The 18,355-nt window shown below is 40.4% G+C and carries 11 protein-coding genes; 3 read left to right on the top strand and 8 right to left on the bottom strand.

Features of this window, described 5'->3' with window-relative positions; all coding sequences use genetic code 11:
- Positions 1 to 458 precede the first annotated feature (458 nt).
- From cas6f to LSG34_RS06495, 6 genes are all read right to left on the bottom strand, one after another.
- The gene (gene cas6f, locus LSG34_RS06520) at positions 459 to 1,076 is read right to left on the bottom strand and encodes a type I-F CRISPR-associated endoribonuclease Cas6/Csy4 (protein ID WP_233008024.1); all 618 of its coding nucleotides are present in this window, start codon (positions 1,074 to 1,076) and stop codon (positions 459 to 461) included.
- Positions 1,073 to 2,095 (bottom strand): type I-F CRISPR-associated protein Csy3, encoded by a 1,023-nt coding sequence (gene csy3, locus LSG34_RS06515; protein WP_233008023.1) that lies wholly within the window; start codon positions 2,093 to 2,095, stop codon positions 1,073 to 1,075. Before csy3 ends, cas6f begins: the two co-directional genes overlap by 4 nt.
- The gene (locus LSG34_RS06510) at positions 2,073 to 3,986 is read right to left on the bottom strand and encodes a type I-F CRISPR-associated protein Csy2 (protein WP_233008022.1); all 1,914 of its coding nucleotides are present in this window, start codon (positions 3,984 to 3,986) and stop codon (positions 2,073 to 2,075) included. Before LSG34_RS06510 ends, csy3 begins: the two co-directional genes overlap by 23 nt.
- Before the next feature lie 5 nt (positions 3,987 to 3,991).
- Positions 3,992 to 5,188, bottom strand: a complete 1,197-nt coding sequence (locus LSG34_RS06505) for a TniQ family protein (protein ID WP_233008021.1) — start codon at positions 5,186 to 5,188, stop codon at positions 3,992 to 3,994.
- Positions 5,189 to 5,759: 571 nt separating this feature from the next.
- Positions 5,760 to 6,407 (bottom strand): hypothetical protein, encoded by a 648-nt coding sequence (locus LSG34_RS06500; protein WP_233008020.1) that lies wholly within the window; start codon positions 6,405 to 6,407, stop codon positions 5,760 to 5,762.
- Positions 6,408 to 6,674: 267 nt separating this feature from the next.
- Positions 6,675 to 8,216 (bottom strand): HNH endonuclease, encoded by a 1,542-nt coding sequence (locus LSG34_RS06495; RefSeq protein ID WP_233008019.1) that lies wholly within the window; start codon positions 8,214 to 8,216, stop codon positions 6,675 to 6,677.
- A gap of 670 nt (positions 8,217 to 8,886) precedes the next feature.
- On the opposite strand from LSG34_RS06495, the gene LSG34_RS06490 reads away from it, so the two are divergent.
- The 3 genes from LSG34_RS06490 (at position 8,887) to LSG34_RS06480 (ending at position 14,562) form a co-directional block, all read left to right on the top strand.
- On the top strand, positions 8,887 to 12,792 hold the full coding sequence (locus LSG34_RS06490; protein WP_233008018.1) for an AAA domain-containing protein: 3,906 nt from the start codon (positions 8,887 to 8,889) through the stop codon (positions 12,790 to 12,792).
- 268 nt (positions 12,793 to 13,060) lie between these two features.
- Positions 13,061 to 13,831 carry a hypothetical protein gene (locus LSG34_RS06485; protein ID WP_233008017.1) on the top strand — a complete coding sequence of 257 codons (771 nt, stop codon included), beginning with the start codon at positions 13,061 to 13,063 and terminating at the stop codon, positions 13,829 to 13,831.
- Between the two features lie 170 nt (positions 13,832 to 14,001).
- Positions 14,002 to 14,562, top strand: coding sequence for a hypothetical protein (locus LSG34_RS06480; protein ID WP_233008016.1), 561 nt, complete (start codon positions 14,002 to 14,004; stop codon positions 14,560 to 14,562).
- A gap of 20 nt (positions 14,563 to 14,582) precedes the next feature.
- On the opposite strand, the gene LSG34_RS06475 is transcribed toward LSG34_RS06480, so the two are convergent.
- Positions 14,583 to 15,599 carry a TniB family NTP-binding protein gene (locus tag LSG34_RS06475; protein ID WP_233008015.1) on the bottom strand — a complete coding sequence of 339 codons (1,017 nt, stop codon included), beginning with the start codon at positions 15,597 to 15,599 and terminating at the stop codon, positions 14,583 to 14,585.
- 1 nt (position 15,600) lies between these two features.
- On the bottom strand, positions 15,601 to 18,096 hold the full coding sequence (locus tag LSG34_RS06470) for a TnsA endonuclease N-terminal domain-containing protein (protein ID WP_233008014.1): 2,496 nt from the start codon (positions 18,094 to 18,096) through the stop codon (positions 15,601 to 15,603).
- Between the last annotated feature and the right edge of the window lie 259 nt (positions 18,097 to 18,355).

Genomic DNA, 18,355 nt, shown 5'->3' with positions numbered 1-18,355 from the left:
AAGATTTATCCGGTACGCGAAAAACTACAAATTGCCCCTGCAAGGACAAGCAGTAAGTCTAGTATCACTTGCCGTACCCTTAAACCGTCGTTAGCTACTATCCGGCGGAATTCACAATTAGTATCTGTAACTTATACTTCTGGTCTCTAAGCCACCTACACGGCGGATATCACGAGTAGAACCAGGGACTTTTGCTTCCGGTTTTTAAGCCACCTACACGGCGGGCTACAACTCGACCAACTGAGTATCAATATACTCGTTTTTCTAAGCCACCTACACGGCGGGCTACACGTTATGTATTTCGCCCTCTAATCCTTCAATTTTCTAAGCCACCTACACGGCGGGCTACTACACAATACATCTAGTAAAGTATTTAAAATCAATGGATTAGAATAGTGATGGCTAGTCTTGCCATAATTTTATGCTCTATCATTTAAGCTGTAAAACCATGCGCTTACCTAACACCTTGAAATAAAGAGTCTTAGACAAGGTACTGATCCCTTAAGCTCAAGTCTATTTCCTAATCCGTAACTGCTGAAATCTGACGGTTGTTTTTTCTCGCATTCTAAACGACCAATACTAAGCAAGAAATCTGCACCACTGGAGCTACCGAATATTAATCGGTGGGCAAAAGGTATTTCGACGCATTTGGATGCTTCAAGTTTAGGTACGTAGTCGATACCTCTCAGCAAGGCTCTAGCTTGCAAACGCTTTAATTCTCTTTTTTTAGCAGATGTAGATTCTTTTTCCAGTCTTCTTTCCCTGTAATAGATAAATTCCTGATATTCCTGCTCATCAGGCAAAACCTGAATATCACTAATTCGGAAATATCCATCTTCAGCCATGCGTACAAAGTAATTCTGCTGACTTAGGGTTGTCAGCGGGCTTTTCGATTCAGACACAAAAGCGATAGTTCGACCTATACTGCTATCCTCCCAATCAGGGAATGTCACACCAATAGTTCGTAAGTTAAATCTGGTCTGATAGGCATGTAAAATACGAATACATTTTCCTGCCAGGAACTCGCAGTTTACGTCCTCAGGCAAATATCGAATATAGAAAAAGTACCTGCTCAATTGGCTGCCCCTTTCTGAAACAAACCGCCTTTGATCAGATTAGCTGCCAAAAAGTGAGCTCGGTTGTTAGGTTGGTTTTTTGCTTTTATCTCGTCCGTCAGTTGTTCAACCTGCGTAATTGTACTGAAAAAATCTAATCCATTTTCAGGGCTGCGAAGGGCGGTACCTGACTTTTTGTCGACCCCGTATTGGCCAACTCGCAAAGGCTCAATAGCATCATCAAACCAATCGTCAATCTGAGCGATTGCCGCACCAATCTTGTATGCCCCCAAAATAGGGCTGTCGACGCCATCAACCTGAGTTCTTTGAAATACCCGGCTAGCGGCTTCGCTATTTCCGCGCTCGTTAAATGCCTGGCTCGGATAAATCTCCTGGCAAGTAACCGGAATTAGCTCTGCTTCTATCTCACATAGCAGGAACTTGCTATGATCAGTCAGTGCATTACTAAAATCTTCTACTAATTTTGTCCATCCAACCAGTTGGTGTTGCCAATCTTTTCGCATTCCGTGCGCGTGTACGTTTTCCGCAGTAACATTGTGGCCGGTATTGGTTCTGATCCTTATTGCGGTGCTGAGCGAATATTGATTTCGCCATAACCATGTGCCTGAAATAATTTGCTTTAGATAGCGTTCTGCAAGGTAGGTATACCCGTTTACATCGCTGTAAGCCTTTACGAATCCAGACATAGCCTCAAGAACACTTGGGTCATTGCAGACTTCTGGCGAAATAGAGTTCGCATTTACCGTCAACGAAAATCGGCAGAACATTCGTTTTGCATCGTAAGGAACATGACAATACTCGACGGTATGTAGGTTGCCTTCGCCGAGTTTTTTTGCTGTTGCAGAAGCTTTTGGCATCATAGAATTGTCAAAACCCTCAGTAACACCTTCTTTTTGGCCAACAATTTTTACACTTTTGAACGACAGCGGTTTTTCTACAGACTGTTTATCTGCATAGGTAAAAACCCCAATACTGGGAGATAACGAACGACGGTAGCTAAATCTCTGTGGTAGTTTCATATTCAGTTCCCTCAATCCCTAATAAAAAGGCATTTGGAAGTACTGCAATCTTCCAGAAAAATTCATCTTCTACAGCATCAGCGCTGGCATGATATTGGCGCACTTGCCCAATGACAGGTTCTGCAAACGCATGTGGCAAGTTATCCACTGCACCAGGTTTTTCTGCTGGTTTCTCTAAAAGCTGATAGCCAACATTGGTTAGAAGCAGATCAGGTGTTGCCAGCATATCTGCAACGTCAACAGGTGAAAAATCAGTATTGGGTAACAGCCAGCGGCCTCTTTTGTCAGATATAGCCAAAGCAGCCTGATAAAAAGATCCGAAATAGCCGCTCTTATTAAGCTGTTCTATTTTGGCGTGTACAGCGCCTTGGCATAGTGAGTTCGGCAAGTATGAATAGAGTTGTGTAGCCTCTGGCAACTGGTTGTTGGCTTTAATTTTTAGCACAAAGCTAACCACCAAATCGCAGTAACGTGTTGGCAGCGTTGCAGGTGTCAGCAGCGTTTTTTGTTCGACTTTGACTTCTCTGGTCAATCCACGGTTATCGAGACTAAATCTATGCAGGCAGAGTGCAAAACTCTCGATTCTAAAATCATTGATGTTGGTCCAGCGCTGAACGTTTAGTTCAAACGCGTGTAGAAATCCCCATACACCGATGAGTGATGGCAGGCCAACGGTATAGGCTGAGCTGATTGCAGATGCTCCCGAGACTTTCATCCCAGGTAACAACAAAAAATTGGATTTTACTTGCTCAACAGAAGCTGTCTCGTTGGTATCAATAATTTTTGAACACAACTGATTTAGCAACTTTGTAACTTCAGGCCGATATGCCAGATGATGCCCACTTTTGATTTTACTAAGATGGACGTTAAATCGCTCAACTATTGCGCTGAGCTTAGGTTTTTCTTGATGTAAAAAATAGCGCTGCATCCAGATTTCGATATATTGCAGCACCTCTTGTTGCCACTGAACGATCAGCTTTTTTCGGATATTTTCAGTCAGGAGTAACTGTTCAACCTGTATTAACTGCCCCAGTGCAGTTAAGCCTTCTTGCGGTAATTGGTTAGAAGGACTCAAGGTATGTCTCATTCGAAGCTTTTGTGGCAACGTCTTAAACGTAAAGAGTTTACCAGCTGCAGCCGCAACTAAATCGCCAACACTCGCAGCTCTGGTATGCCCAGATACAGACTTTTGTTGTCGTTCATTTTTTAACGCTAAATGTATTTCCCGCTGCAAATTATGAGCTGGTACGGGTGTAAGTGCGCAATAATTTTTATGATACGGTAACCTGATTTGGCGGAGTTCAGAGCCAAGCTCAAACACCGTTTTTCTTTGAGTGATTTGCTGAAGCTCTTTCTCTATCCACTGGTAATCTTTTTTATACATACCAGCATTATGCAGTGAGCGTTGAAAGTCAGCATTTTTCAGACATATCAGATCCGCGATATTGCATATGGCACCTCGCCAGATAAAGTTCGCACAGAAAAATAGTTGGTAATTGATATCAGCAGAATTTTGCGACCAACCTAACCTGTGTCGGTCTTTGCAAAGTTGGGATGATATATAACCAGCGGGGAGCTCTCCTATCGGTTCCAGACGCAATACGCCACGATTCTTGTAATCCGGATATTTCAGATTGTGGGTATGCCTGAACTTGACGGTATTTACGCATCTGGATAGCCAGATTTCTGACCTGAGTAAGCTACAAGCCTCAGTTTTTGAGGTAACATCTATTGAATCAGATAGTTTCGTTGTCAGGTTTGCCAGTACAAAGATGGCTTGCATTTCGTATCCATCAATACAAATCGGTTCACTCAGCGCATTAAACGCTTTTTTCAGCTGAACATTTCTGGCGGTAACATCTTCTTGGTCTAGAAGCTCCTTTAAATGCATCCGAGTTACCACCTAGAGACAAGATAACGCCGGTTTGACGTGTCGCTTTGATAGGATGTTAGCCAACAACACAGTACATCGGCTAACCGAAAGATGGGGGATGTTAAGGTTGTTATCTCACTGTTCTTCAGTCGTATTCGGGTCTGCAGAATTCCTTGCTCGTATAGCGAGGCAATTTGTTCCGTTGTGGTGTTAAGCAGTATTGCCGCTTCAATACTATTAATAGCTAGCTCACCGATTGGACTGCCGTTTTCTATGACTTCATCTGACAAGAAACGAACAATATCTCTCAGCACAATATTGTCTGCAAGTGCAGAGCCAGGCAATCGACATGACAACATTAGAAGCTCACCAAAAACACCTTTGAAGGTCATTTCATTTGGGGTTATTACCGACAGCTCCGAAGCTTTTGCATAATCAGCTTTTAACTTTTCAAACAAAACTTCTGGCCAGGCTTTAAAGTAACTGAGGAATTGTGTCCCTGGCTTGTCGCTGTCAGGTAACACATAGAGCTTATACCAGTGCAAAAGCCCCCATCTATGGCTATCAGCAACCTGTGGAAGCTGCTCACTCGGTTCTCCTGCCAACCACGATGAAACCATGATCTCAGTTTCAGAGGCCTTCGTTACTTGGTCTGACAGCGAATCTCCACATACGTGGCAGGTTTCGGAAAAGTCTTGCTCAGACATACTTAATGTTGCACCACAGTGACAAGAACTAAGTAAACTTGTTCGATGGTAATGGCACGCTGTGTATGACCTAAAATGCCAAATTTGACGACCATAACCATTTTCTTTTAGACACAAGGGGCAAACCGGAACTTCATTGAGTGGGATTAGTTCACTCAAGGGGATAGTAATACCTTGTCTGTAAAGGCTCGCACGTTTTTTTGAAAATGTGACGGCCCCACGAGCCAGGCAAATATCTATTAGTTCGCTGAATACACAGCCTGTTAAATCAGCAAATTGGCGGAGCATTTCAACCCGCCGTCTGCTGGATAGTTGCGCGTGGTAAAGGTTTGCAGTTGTTATGTCTTTAGGTAAAAAAGATCCGAACCTCTCATGCTCCGATTCAGGAACGTCACTTTTTAGTGAATCGACAAATGTTGAAAAGTTAGAGTACCCGTTGCCTCTAGCAACCCGCAGCATAAAGGATTCAAGACTTTCGTCAGATTTGGGTTTAGGGCGGATCAGATAGCGCAAGGTAATCTCTGGTTATTCGAATATCCCTTTGTAAATCAAGCATAGACCGCCTATCGCTTAATTCAATATTTACATTAGCGACGACGAGAGAGGTAGTGGTACACATATGTCAGTTGAAAGGGGAAGCAGGGAGATAACGATAATTCAGGCTCTATATTAATGATCAAAAGTGTTTTGTATCCAACTGGGAGATGTGGTTATTAACAAGCTAAGCAAGCTGGACATGAAGATGCCAATGCAACAATTCGCCGTAAACGAGAGCGATGTATTTCATTTTTTTTGACAATTGCTTCAGGTATTTAACAACGCCATTCTATACAGGTGAGGTGTAGTGTGACCTTGTGGCATCACAAGACTCTCTCGCTGGCGGATTTGATCTTGTAGCTATGGATGATTTCTGGATAAGATACCTCATCACTATAAGGAGGACCATACAAAATGCTCCAGACAGAGAAGCCCACACCATGCCTTTCATTCCTCAGTTAAATACAAAGGCGTTATGAAAAAAGTGCTTTCTGCTCTTGGTAATCTAACTTCAGTGTGGAAAATTCAGGAAATGACGACATAAAAACTATTCAGTGGCCGAAGAGCTCATTGCTGGAACGTCTTGTAAGATTTTCCCATTTAGTTCCCATAAGAAAATATCGAAGACACGCTCTTTGAACCATTGTTTTTTTGCTAAGAGTTCAATTTCAGTATCCGATAAATTTGTATATGGCATAAAACTTCTTCCATATTTAAGATTTATAATAGCATCCTCTATTGACGTTTCCAAATTTAAAAACTCGATTTTCCAAGCTTCAAAGTACTTTAGATAGTCCTTTCCTATGTTTTTATGGCCTAATTTTCTAAGAGTATTAACAGCACGTTTATCATATATAACGTAAGGATCTCTGTATGAAAGCCAAAGTAATTTTGACGCAGATGATATATTGTATTGAGAAAAATGTTCTTCAAATGCTTTTGCTAAATCAATGACTTTTGATTGCGGTGTTGCGAGTGAAGAGTTTCCTTTGACATTAATTAAAGCTGTCAGGATCTTATTCTGAACAAATATCCCTGTATTTAATCCTTTGAAGTTTCTTGCAACCTGAAAATAGCTTAGCGCTTCAGTAACGTTAAGAGCTGAAGGATTACACGAAATTGACACGTATAGTTTTTCCTCTCGCAACTCCCATTGGCGAAGAAACCTTGCAGCGCAGTACTCTAAAGGGAACATTTTAATGTGATTTCTTATAATCATATAAGCTCTAAAATTAACGGAAGCTAATGTCTTAAATACAATAATTCTAAAATTTTTGGCTTAGAAAAAAATTTAATTATTCATTTTTATATAAAACGTACGCTGATAATTAATGTTACAGATTCCAACATGGTTCATGCCAAAGAAATAAATTTGAATATATACGTTTCATGGTGTCTAAAATGAAAGTTGATACTAGTGATTTCATAGTAAAAATAAACTGAATTATTGGAGAAAAATTATTTAACTTTTTGCCCCAGTATTGCAAAAAGGATGCATAAGAGAGCCATTCGATGGAGCACCTTTGCCACCGTCTCTAACTCTTTGAATATGGTCAAATGATATTGAGTTGCTGTGTATGAATCCATGACAATGCGCGCATGTTGATGTCTTGGGGAGTGCATCTTGGATATAAATCTGAGATTTGACATCGCCAGAAAATCTACTTGACGCTATTTCGACATCATCATTACGAGGTAAAAATGAATAACTAGAAATAATTTGTTCAACAATGGAATCATCGCTCTCATTTCTTTGCATCAATTTTATTGTCAGCAAAATCATGCTACTTATATGTTTGTTGCTTTTTAAGCCGCTGCCATATTTCGCATTAATTCCAGCAATGAAATGTTTGTATTTTAATAAAAATAACTCAAACCGATTTCTAATGTGAAGAAATGAATTTATGGATTGTTTTGACTTGTTGATTTCTGCGATTACGTCTATCCACGCCAATACCGCTGAGTAAATCTGATTTCCTCGCTTATTATAAAAATACACAAGAGGATGCAGCCCTAAAGATGAAGCGTGAGACGAATTGACTAACCGTAGAAACTTTATTACGCTTTTTAAATTTCTGATAGTTTCTTCTCCATCACTATCGTCTTCAATTTTATAAGTGTCTCCGGTTAGCCTGTTGCATTTCTTTACTAAATCAAAAATAAAACTATTGGTTTGTGGCGAGTTGTGTTTTTTTATTAATGGTAGATCTAAAGTCTTAACTGGGCCTGATACTTTTGGATGAAAAATTAACTCATGAATTTCTTTAGCTAAATTCTCGATTTCTTCCATCTTTTCTGGAGAAAATTTAGACCAATATTGGTGACCGTTTCCTGCTCGAATGATTGCTCTTGATGCTATAGCAAATGACTTCCGCCTAGATCTTAACAATTCAATTTCTGTATCATTAATTTTTGAAGCTTTTTGGTTTATTTTGAAAAATGACTCCTCAGCTTTTTTTGAGCCACCGGTTACCCATTGTAGCTGGATCGACGTTCTGCCAAGACTTAAGGCTTTTCGGAGCATATCTTGATCGCCATCAATGTGATTCAAAATGGCCTTTTTATATTCACTATATGATTTAACAGTTTTTTGTATTTTCTCTCTAGTTCTCTTGGCTGCTTCTTTTTGCTCTTCATCTATCTCATTGTTGTAAAATTTTTGTGATATGGTTCCATCACCATAGTCATCGTTAATCCAAGCGATCAGGGCACCAAGCCTATGTGCTCCATCAATAACAAAATTATATGGTCCAGAATTCCAAAGAATAACTGCAGGAATCAAATCTCCTTCAATAAAGCTCTTAATGAATTCACAAATCTGCTCATCACTCCAATCTGAGGTTTCCCGCTGAAAATCTGGCTTTCTTAAGCCCGCATAAAAAAACTCTCCACGCTCTAGATCTTTAACGCCTACATTCTGGTTGAAAGAGGATGCATTACTGGTGTTATCTATAACTTCGAAATCTTCTCTTGGAATCAACGCGTCCAAATTGACATTTGACATAAAGTTTCCTGCTTTTAAGGTCCATTTATCGGGAGGAGTTTAGTGCCTGAGATTTACACAGTCTCCATCATTTATGATCGTAACTCGCAAACCAACCTATCTGGTTTCCTTAAAGACTTCAACAGGACGTTATAAGTTTTTATGGGTATAGATATTTAAAACGTACTATCCTTCAGTATCTCCATAGCTTCAGATAATTTTGTATTAAAAATTAGGTAGTATTGGCGTTGTAAGAGCACTTAGCTGGCATCGGTAATTCAGTGTGAGTAACCTACTCTAGGACAAGTAACCATAGTTTATTTTTATAAATGAGTGCCTTATAGATGCTTTAGTTAGCTGATATGTCTAAGTTTCCTTTTTACTGCTTACTGCTTACTGCTTACTGCTTACTGCTTACTGCTTACTGCTTACTGCTTACTGCTAGAGCCTTGCGTCGACCTGTAATGCTTTGATTTTAAAAATATTTAATTCTAAGTGTGAAGCGTATCACATCGCGGATCATTATATAATCAACGCGGAAAAATTCCGCCTCGAGCCTATTTAGTGATTGCTATTGTCTAACTGTTTTAAAAGTCATTTTGCTTGACCTAGGATGCTAGTTGTGTGTTTAAATAGTAGGGAAATTTTAATTTTGTGATGAAGGTTTCTTGCTTCATCTGTATAGGGACATATGATTTATCCGGACTTTCAATTAAAGCAACTGATTAAATATTGGCGTAATTCATTAGCTGATGAAGCGCTGGCTGGATTGAAAGGATTAACGTTTCCAGTGCGTGTGCCCATCAAGCAATTGAAATCAGGGATTTTAAACCCTGAAGACGTTGAAAAGTTGCAGGCCAAGTGGGTAAAGCATAAAGAGGATTCAAAGGATCAGCGTTTTAAAACGACCGCTGCAGCCATTGAAGCCGTTCCGGTCATTATTTTGAGTCACGGTTTTTCGCCAGTCCATGAACATGGCCAAATACGTGGTAAGGATCAAGAGTCAGTCTATATCTTACATATTCCTGCACTTCTTCAGCCTTCTGGAGAGCTTGTCAGGAACGAACAGTCCTCACCTTGGATAGGGCGTCAGTATTTACGCCCAAGCCAACATGCAGACGGTACTGAGTTATTGTTAAGTGATGTGTCCGTTCAAGATGAATGGCTCAGCAAAAATCCTTTAGAAGGTCTATCTTGGGCTGAGTATATTAAGCAGTGCGATACGCTTGCTAAAACTATTATTGGAGGTCATTCCCTAGATAATTTTGTGTCTCTTGATGATGCTCTAATTGATATCGCAGTTTCAACCGATAACTATTCACTTGCCTTAATGCGTTTGTATGATGACCTTTGGGAGCTTAAATCCACTCCCAAATTACTAGAGCGAATTTGTTATGGCCGCTCTGATAAGTTCACGGTTGATCAATCACTTCGTGTCAACCAACTGGATTCAATACGAGGCATGATGAGCAGCAGCTACGGATTAGCCCCGAATCAAGCTGATGCCCTAGTTGCATTTAGTCGACATCAATATGGCGAAGTACTGGCTGTCAGTGGTCCTCCTGGAACGGGTAAAACAACATTACTGCATAGTGTCATTGCCACCGAGGTAATCAAAGCAGCTATTGCAGGAGGTGAGCCTTCAGTTATCGTCGGGACATCCACAAACAACCGGGCTGTAATGAATATTGTTCGAAGCCTAAATGACATTCGGCATCAAAACCTTTCTAGTGAGCATTTGATATGGGCCTCACGCTGGATTGAGGATTGCGACTCTTATGGGTTGTATTTTCCAACAAATGAAGAGAACACAAATCTCGCGCTAAGTAATGGTCATAAAATAGCTTTCAGAAAGCAACAGAAAGGTAAGCCAAAGAACCCATGGGATGGATTCCCTGAACGCGAGATGGATGAAGTTTTTGTCGAGAGAGCCAGAGTTAATTGGTTAGCGTTTTATGCCAAGAGCTATCCTCAGCAAAACGTGGAAACGCTAGAGGACGCATTAGACAACCTCAGGAAAAACATACAAACAGCTTATAAAAGAATAAGCGATATAAAAAATGTTGTTTTACGGTATGAAGAGCTTAACAAATGGTGGGGTGACACAACAAATGGCGTCAGTCGGTCAGAATTTGTTCAACATGAGTCTGATAGGCTAAGCGAGGCTATTAAAGCGGCCCAACACAAAGCGCTGGAGGCCAAATTGCTCATGGCTGAAGCATGCGTGCGTCTAGACATTGAGAAAGTTGAAGGAGAAAAAAAACGTCAATTAGCGAAAGAACGCTTCGAGCAGCAAGAGGCATTGATTACCGAAAAACTATGTTTAGCGTCAAAAGTGAAGAAAGCATTAGTTCCAGATGGGCTATTAGAGCATGTAGCTGATGCTTTTAACCTCACTAAATATTTGTTTGCTTCAAACAAAGCCTCAAGAGTTTTTGATGTCGTCTCTCAAGACTCAAAACTCAGAGAGATGTTCGCTGATGTCCTTACCCGTTCAGATAATCAAGCGTTAATTAACAAAGCCCAGGATGTTATCAATAATGCGACATCAGAACTTGCTGTATTGAATAAAGAGCTGAGCAGAGAAGAGCTCATAGCGAAACAAGCCTTTGATTCAGCAAGGGTCGTGCTTTTAGAGGCGGAGAAGAAAAGTAAGCTCGCAGCGAAAGTTGTAGAGCAAGCGATAAATAATAAAACTACTCGACTAAAAGAGTTAGAAGATAAAGACGTTGCTTACCAAGAGGCAAAACAGCAGTTAAAAATAACTCATTCAAAATTGATTGAGCTTATTGATGAGCGGTTTTGTAAGCCAAATCTGGACTTTTTAATAGATAATGAAGTCCCAAGTCTCAACAGCATTGATAATCTTCTCGACATCAGTTGGCGACATATGGCGTTTCAGCTAGCTATGCGCTATTGGGAGGGGAGATGGATTATTGATGCAGAGGATGTTCAAAGTGGCGTAACGAACAACAATAATGGTGAAGAGGCTGTTAAAGCAAGGTTTCGTCGATGGTGTATGCTCACCCCTTGTCTGGTTACAACTGCAAACTCTATCGCAAATATTTTTCATTTCATCAGTAAATCAGGCTCCGATGAGTTTAAGAAAAATTACCTTTATGACTACATCGACCTACTTATTATGGATGAGTCTGGCCAAGTTGCTCCTCATGTTGGAGCCGCAGCATTTGCTCTAGCTCGAAAAGCTCTCGTTGTAGGTGATATTTATCAGATAGAACCAGTCGTCAAAATCTCCAGAGGTAACGACCATGGAAATGCAATCCGGCAAGGTTTAGGGCAACTGTGGAACGACTCAGACCCGATAACGCCTCATTCAGTAAGTTCGTCTCGCTCAAGCGCGATACAAGGCAGTGTGATGCTTTTAGCGCAAGGAGCTACTTATGCAATATCTGCAGGACAAGAGGATACTCCAAGCATATTTCTTACCGAACATCGTAGATGCCGCAAAGACATCATTGATTTCTGCAACAAGCTAGTATACCGAGGTCGCTTAAACCCACTTCGCAAAGAACTCTTTTCCGAATCACCTTTGCGCCCAATGATGTGGGCTCATGTAACTGGCGTCACGAAGCACGAAGATAATAGCAGAAGCAATGACATTGAAGTTCAGACAATTGCTCAATGGATATTTGAGAATGCGGACAGTTGGATAGCTCGCTATCAAATGCCGATTGAAAATATTGTAGCCGTAGTCACACCATTTAGAGCCCAAGAAGAAGCAATCCAAAAGATGCTGAAGCGATATGGGGGGCGATTTGATAGAGTTACTGCTGGTACAGTTCATAAGCTTCAGGGCGATGAAAAACCCATCGTTATTTTCTCGCCTACTTACAACGCCGATTTTATGAATGAGGCGTTCTTCGATCAAAAGCCGAACATGCTAAATGTCGCCGTTTCGCGTGCTAAAGATGCATTTGTCGTTATAGGTGACATGCGTCTGTTCAGAGATAGAGGTCAAACACCTTCATCGATTCTAGGGAGTTGCCTATTTGCAGACCAAAATAACGAGCTTACTGATATAAACGTAAGTCACCATATCTCTGCGCCTCTGCGGATAGGTGCAGAGCGCATCGCAACTCTTGAGGGGCATCGCACACTTTTACGAAATGCGCTTTTGAGTGCATCGTCCATTACACCGGTTGTTATCGTCTCGCCTTGGATCACATTGAGAGCAATTGAGGATGATAGACTTGAGGAGCTGGTACACAGCGCTGTTCAAAAGCGTAAAGCGAAAGTATGGATAATCATTGATGGTGAGTTATCAATACAAAATAGTAACCATGGTGCTGAAGAGGCTATTAACTTGCTCAAAGACGTTGGTGCCAAAGTCTGTAAGGTTCAAAATCTCCACTCCAAAACCTTAATTGTTGGCCGGAGCGAAATCACAGAAGGATCGTTTAATTGGCTATCAGCACAACGAAACCCAAACGGGAGCTATGTCAGGTATGAGTCATCATGGAAAGTTACTGGACAGTTTGCCGAACAGGCTATCCAAAATACTTTAAATGATCTAGAAGCTTTAGGCGTTGACTCATTTAACGAGATGCAATTGAGCTCCATTATGACTTGTACATGATGCTGAATATATTTCCTCTGGTGGACGCTACTTATATTATTCTTAATTCTTAGACTGAGAAGATAACAGTCAACAGTACAGGATGTGTGATAAGTTGCGTTCCATCTAGCTCACTTATGCAGCGAAAAATCAAATGGACAGATTTGATAAACCAGTGTCGAAGTCAATTGAAATGTTTTCTTAATTGATACAAATTTTTGTTCTCAAATATTGAACATGTTAATCGAATTGAGTATATTGGGACTGTGTTTTCTAATATGGGTATTTTATGTCTGGCTATTTTTCAAAAAAGTTTAAATTTGTTAATGTTTTTTTTATGGTAGCTGTTGTTCTGGCGGTAATATTTATATCAGGTACGTTATGCACATATTATTATCAAAAAATATATACCTCTAAGATCGCAAATGACGAGCTTCAATTGGAGAAAGTCTTTTTGGGTGAAGCTTGTGCATTGAAGGATGACGGAAAAGACATCGATAATGCTACATGCAAGGCTGCAATCATTCTCGCGGGCTCTATAGGAGAAGGCATGTTTGAAGCCTTTGAGAATTTTCTTTTGGAAAATAAAGAGCACCCAAATTTAGTATGCTTTATGTCGAACGGAGGTGAGTTAAATGGTGCTGAGAAAATAGCCAATAAAATTAGAGGTGAAGGTCTAGACACTTGCATGTCAGATCGTATAAAAGTGACAGGAAAAGATCTTTCCTCAAAAATCGCGTCAAATTGTGAAAGTGCCTGCCCTTTTGTGTTGCTCGCGGGTAGTAACAGAGTTGCTATCGGAAGCGATTTTAAAATTACGGTTCATCATCCAGGAAGCACAACCTCATTTTGTATATGTGACATTAAGTTTAATAAAGATGGATTTACTGACTCAGAGAATGTTTATACGAGAATAATTCAAGCATCAGCTGAGGATGTCCGAGATTCGCACATGGATTTTTATAGAAGAGCGATGTCCACACCTTTCTATGAAGATAGTCTGGACCTGATCAAGTATGAAGAATTTAAGAAATACAAATTATTTACAAGTTACCTTTGATATATGGAGAAATCACCAATTCCTTTAAAAGAATTGGTGGACTTTACACATATAAAAACGAAAAACGGTTCATTCATGTTCAGCTTGAAATAAAGCAATGTGAGCGATTTCAGCTTTTTGTATTTTGATTTATAAAGTGCTTTAACTTATTAAGTGATATGGTTCAGTATATGGATGGAACATCTGCTCAAAATTTATTTGGTGGTACTGGATTTGATGAAAAATATATGCTTGAAAAGGCTGCTCGCGAGCTAGTTTTGATCAAAAAAAGTACAGATCCGATTGTTATAAATGACCACATAATTAATTTTTCAATAACTATCGCCTCTATTGCCAGTTGGATGTTCCATCTTAAGTTAGTGGAGCACCCTGAGTGGGAAAGTAGAAGAGAAACAGACTTTGTTAACTGGGTTCGTTTCACTAATCCTGTAGTCGCAGCATTTATTGATGTAGCAAATGAGAGTAAGCATGCAAACAGGCATAGTAAAAGTAATTATGCTGAAAAAATAGAGATGAGATACTTTAGCGACTTGTCTAAATTGACACCTGAAGTGAGAGCCTTGCTCATTAAAAAGGGCTTTACTAAAGAAGTTAATCGTAAAGATTTATGGTTAATTGTCCCCATGATAAAACTCAGTTCTGAGTCTAAATTTTTATATGATGCTGCTGATCTAGCGTTAGGTTGGTGGAATAGCTTCGAGCCTGACCATGCGCTTCCCTTGGACATTTAAAGCTAGCGAAAAGAAATTAGTTAAAACACATCCGAAAAGGTAAGTACCTTTGGATTGTCCTTAATACCAACATTGACTCCTTTTCCGCAGGTATAGTCATCCCAGCCCACATATTTTCCCGGCTCTATAACTTTTAACTTATCCATAGGCAGCAAAAATGGGTTGTTGTCTTTTGTGAGTTCAGAGTTGCGGGAACTTGCTTCTTCGGCAAATATTTGTTTACTTACATGAAGTTCGCCGTTTTCGAGCGCGGCTTTATAAGCCGCATTGAGTAAATTCTTTAACTTTTTAAGGTTACCACTCGAATATGCATACAACCGACGAAACATATCTTCAGACGTGAAGTTTGATGGCTCAGGTAAATCCATTAGGCCTTCAAAAAATGATAACAAAGCTAAGTATTTGTCTTGCTCATCATCAGTACTGATACGAAATGGGCTAAGCACTCTTCGGCGCTCGAAGCGACTAGCTAACTGGCTGACACTATCTAAAATCACAGAACTGTACGGCATACCAAAAAGCGCCATTGGAATTTTGGTATCGACGATCAGGCTTTTAATGGAATTTGCAGTTTCCTTGAGTATTTTCAGACTTTTTCTCTCAATCAAGTGTTGGAATTCGTCGACAATGATGAGTTCTAATCGGCAGTTACGCGCAAGATCCTTGATTTGCTTACGTAGTTGTACCTCGTTGTTTGATTCAAATGGGTATGGATGGCCGAGATCAGTTAGAATTTGTTGAAAGAGTGCGACGGAGTTGGCTTCACCAGGCAATGTGGTAGAAAGCACAGGAATAACAGTACCTTCGTAAGAATCTTTCCTTGCATTTAACTCTAGGTACTTATTGATAAGTGATGTTTTGCCAGCCCCAGTATCACCGGTAACAATCATGCATTCAGGATCACCACCAAGTTTTGATAATTCCCGACACTCATCTAGTTCTTTAAGAACTGCTTTAAGATAAGGGCTACCTATGAACGCTGAACGGAAACGGAGCAGCTTGTCTTTGATTTCCTCTTCGGTGAATTTCGCTACCATTTTAAAGTAACTCCCAACCAGTTGTATCTATGGGTTTAATTACTCTCTGATCTGATTTTTCTTCATTTTTGGCGTTGATAAGTGGGACCAAATTCTCATTATGCTGCTCAGTGGCCAAAGATTTTGCCCGTTCTGAATCCTCTACGTACCTGGCTGCTTTCGAAGTACTGCCTGTCCGTCGTTTGGACTGAATTTTTGCTAGGAAGGCTTCCTCAATCAACAAATGAATTCGGCTTTTTGCTTCGATAATATCCTCCTCGCAATACTTGTCCCCAACGGTTTTACGGGCAACGATACAGTTGATTTTATGCTGATGGAGGGTTACTGAAGATGCATACTCGAATTTAACTGCTGGAACTTTAAGAAAAGACTTAGTTAGTTGGTTGGAAATATACATATAGCCCAGATTTTCTGGATCTATTTTGTATGTTACTCGATGATCACCGACTCTCCCCCGTAGTTCAGCTGACGCATCGCAGGAGTAATGGAGGCGTTTAAACACCACTCCATCTCGTCTCAACTGACCGGTAAAGGTCCGACAGAAGAGCAGGTTTAAATCTTCAGGATCATAATCATTTTGGACCGGAGCAAATCGCTCGAAGGCTTTGACCCACTTAAGATTCGGGATGTGGTCACGCCTAGAGTTAGGGCCTGCGTGGTAGATATCACAAATCCAAATGTGAACAATATGTAGGAGTCTATCCATATCAACTACAGCATTTTTCGCTGGGTCATAGTCCTTAGAGCGCTTTAATGTTGCTAAGGTATGTCCAGGATGTGCACGAAGTAACTCCGAGTTTTTCTTTCCAAAGTAACGCTCTACTATCGGTTTAAGATAGGGGGTTGCAGTTGGATTCTTGCCTGCATTCATAAGTAGCTTGCCGAGTACTAACTTGAAGTCTATGTCATCGAATTCTTTCCCATTGTCGGATACGATGAACTCGGGCTTTCCGAAGCATAACCAAGGATTCTTAATATCAGGATATCTAATTAACACATAATCTTTGGGTAAAAGAGCATGCTTCAAAGCCCTTGCCGCAGACACAAAACTTGGCGGTGTGAACCCGATATAAAAGCCGAGTACAGAGCGGGAATGCACATCACAAAGTGTTGTGACCCAAGGCCTTCCAAGCGGAATAAAACTTTCCTTTTCGACAACAAAAAAATCGAGCTGGGTATGGTCAATTTCGACTCTTTCTAGAAGGCGATTTGTTTTTATCATCTCAGCAATGTGTTTGAATTCTTTGTTTGCCTTAAATTTACCTCTGCATTTTACTGCCATTTCATAAGGTGAGATTTTCTTAAAACGCGCCCAAAGGGTCTGAATTGATGGTGCCTTGAGTGCCAAACCAGACCTTTGATTAAATTGGAAGACTAGATGCTGTAGATAACTGTAGGCACTGGATACGGCACCTGATTTGGTGTCTTTAATTCGATCCAGAGCTTGTTGAATGAGCTCTTCCATCTCTGTGGATAACCTATGTGCTTTATTGCCACGTCCACTGATATTGGGAGACAATGCCTTTATTGAACGGCCTGACTCTTCATATATTTTTGCCCAACGTTTAATGGAAGATATAGATGGCGTTTTTTCCGCAAATTCTGATTCGAGTTCTTTATAAATTGCAGCAAGGCGTTGATTTGAAAGCACTCCGTTACATAACTCGCCAACTTTACTCAGTACTTTCCAGCGAAATATGGCCTGCTCACGTTCTCTTTCTGGCAAGGCATCTAAGTGCTCATAGGAATCAACTTCGTCTAAACGCTGCTTTACCTCTTTACGAAAAGCCTCTTTAAATTCGTCATGAGTAATATGATCAGGCACGGGTAATATTTGCTCAAAGACTTTACCCATTCTGCACTCAATTAAAGGCAGTGGCTTATGAAATACTGTATTGATGTCTAACGGCGCATAAAGCGGGAAAGATAGCTGTTTTTTGGCGACTAGATTGAGTAAGTATGGAATTATTATAATTTCTTGCAGTTGAAGTTGCTCAGATAAGCTGCTTACCGATAGCTGTGAGTTAGATATGAGTTTTAGAATGTTTTCTTGTTCAGCTGTATTGGGTTCGCGGTTCATATACCGGTGAACCAGTTTCAGATTCTCAGCCATCTTCCCCCGTGTTAGTTGCAGGTCTGTCACCAGTTCTAAACGCAGCTCTCTTTCAACAAACTGCTTTTGTAACATCTCCCACTTCTGACTAAACTTGTCTGTGAGGGTTATGTCATGGGGTTTAATTTCGAAATAGACTTCCTGCTGATTATGTAGTCTAACCCAAAAATCAGGGGTATAGATGAGGGGGCGGGTTCTGTCTTCTATTGGAAATGCAAACTTTTGCGGTTGAGCTTCAAAATCGATAACTAAAGAGGAGAATTCAAAGTAGTGGCAAGCGATGAATTCGTTGTAACCCTCGATGGTGATAGGCTCCAGCTTGTTGTATGAGACAAACCTGAAGATGTTGGTAACGGCAGACTTAGTGATTTTCCGCTTTTGCATGTCTAGTTACTCTCGTAACAAAGTTACATAAGCCTGGCAGAAAACTACAGAAGTGCAAGTTATGGTTAAAAAAGTTCAACTTATGCTTAAAACGACAACTCCTCTCTGGGACAATTTTGGGACACTCCAAATCAAAACTTAATTTTTGATAAGAGTTCTACAATGAATACGCCCACAAATAACTCTCTACAGCACCGCATTTTCAACCCTTTACTGTATGCGTTTTGCACACCTGATGTTCAGATCTCTCTGCTGATTT

It is taken from the genome of Rheinheimera faecalis (assembly GCF_021290965.1).
In the GTDB taxonomy this organism is placed as follows: domain Bacteria; phylum Pseudomonadota; class Gammaproteobacteria; order Enterobacterales; family Alteromonadaceae; genus Pararheinheimera; species Pararheinheimera faecalis.
Note: the sequence above shows the minus strand (reverse complement) of the source record. Positions and strands in the feature narration are given on the sequence as shown.

Coding starts and splice junctions, on each gene's coding strand:
- LSG34_RS06475 (WP_233008015.1), bottom strand. CDS start 15,599: ATGGTAGCGAAATTCACCGAAGAGGAAATCAAAGACAAGCTGCTCCGT.
- LSG34_RS06490 (WP_233008018.1), top strand. CDS start 8,887: ATGATTTATCCGGACTTTCAATTAAAGCAACTGATTAAATATTGGCGT.
- csy3 (WP_233008023.1), bottom strand. CDS start 2,095: ATGAAACTACCACAGAGATTTAGCTACCGTCGTTCGTTATCTCCCAGT.
- LSG34_RS06510 (WP_233008022.1), bottom strand. CDS start 3,986: ATGCATTTAAAGGAGCTTCTAGACCAAGAAGATGTTACCGCCAGAAAT.
- LSG34_RS06495 (WP_233008019.1), bottom strand. CDS start 8,216: ATGTCAAATGTCAATTTGGACGCGTTGATTCCAAGAGAAGATTTCGAA.
- LSG34_RS06500 (WP_233008020.1), bottom strand. CDS start 6,407: ATGTTCCCTTTAGAGTACTGCGCTGCAAGGTTTCTTCGCCAATGGGAG.
- LSG34_RS06480 (WP_233008016.1), top strand. CDS start 14,002: ATGGATGGAACATCTGCTCAAAATTTATTTGGTGGTACTGGATTTGAT.
- LSG34_RS06485 (WP_233008017.1), top strand. CDS start 13,061: ATGTCTGGCTATTTTTCAAAAAAGTTTAAATTTGTTAATGTTTTTTTT.
- LSG34_RS06470 (WP_233008014.1), bottom strand. CDS start 18,096: ATGCAAAAGCGGAAAATCACTAAGTCTGCCGTTACCAACATCTTCAGG.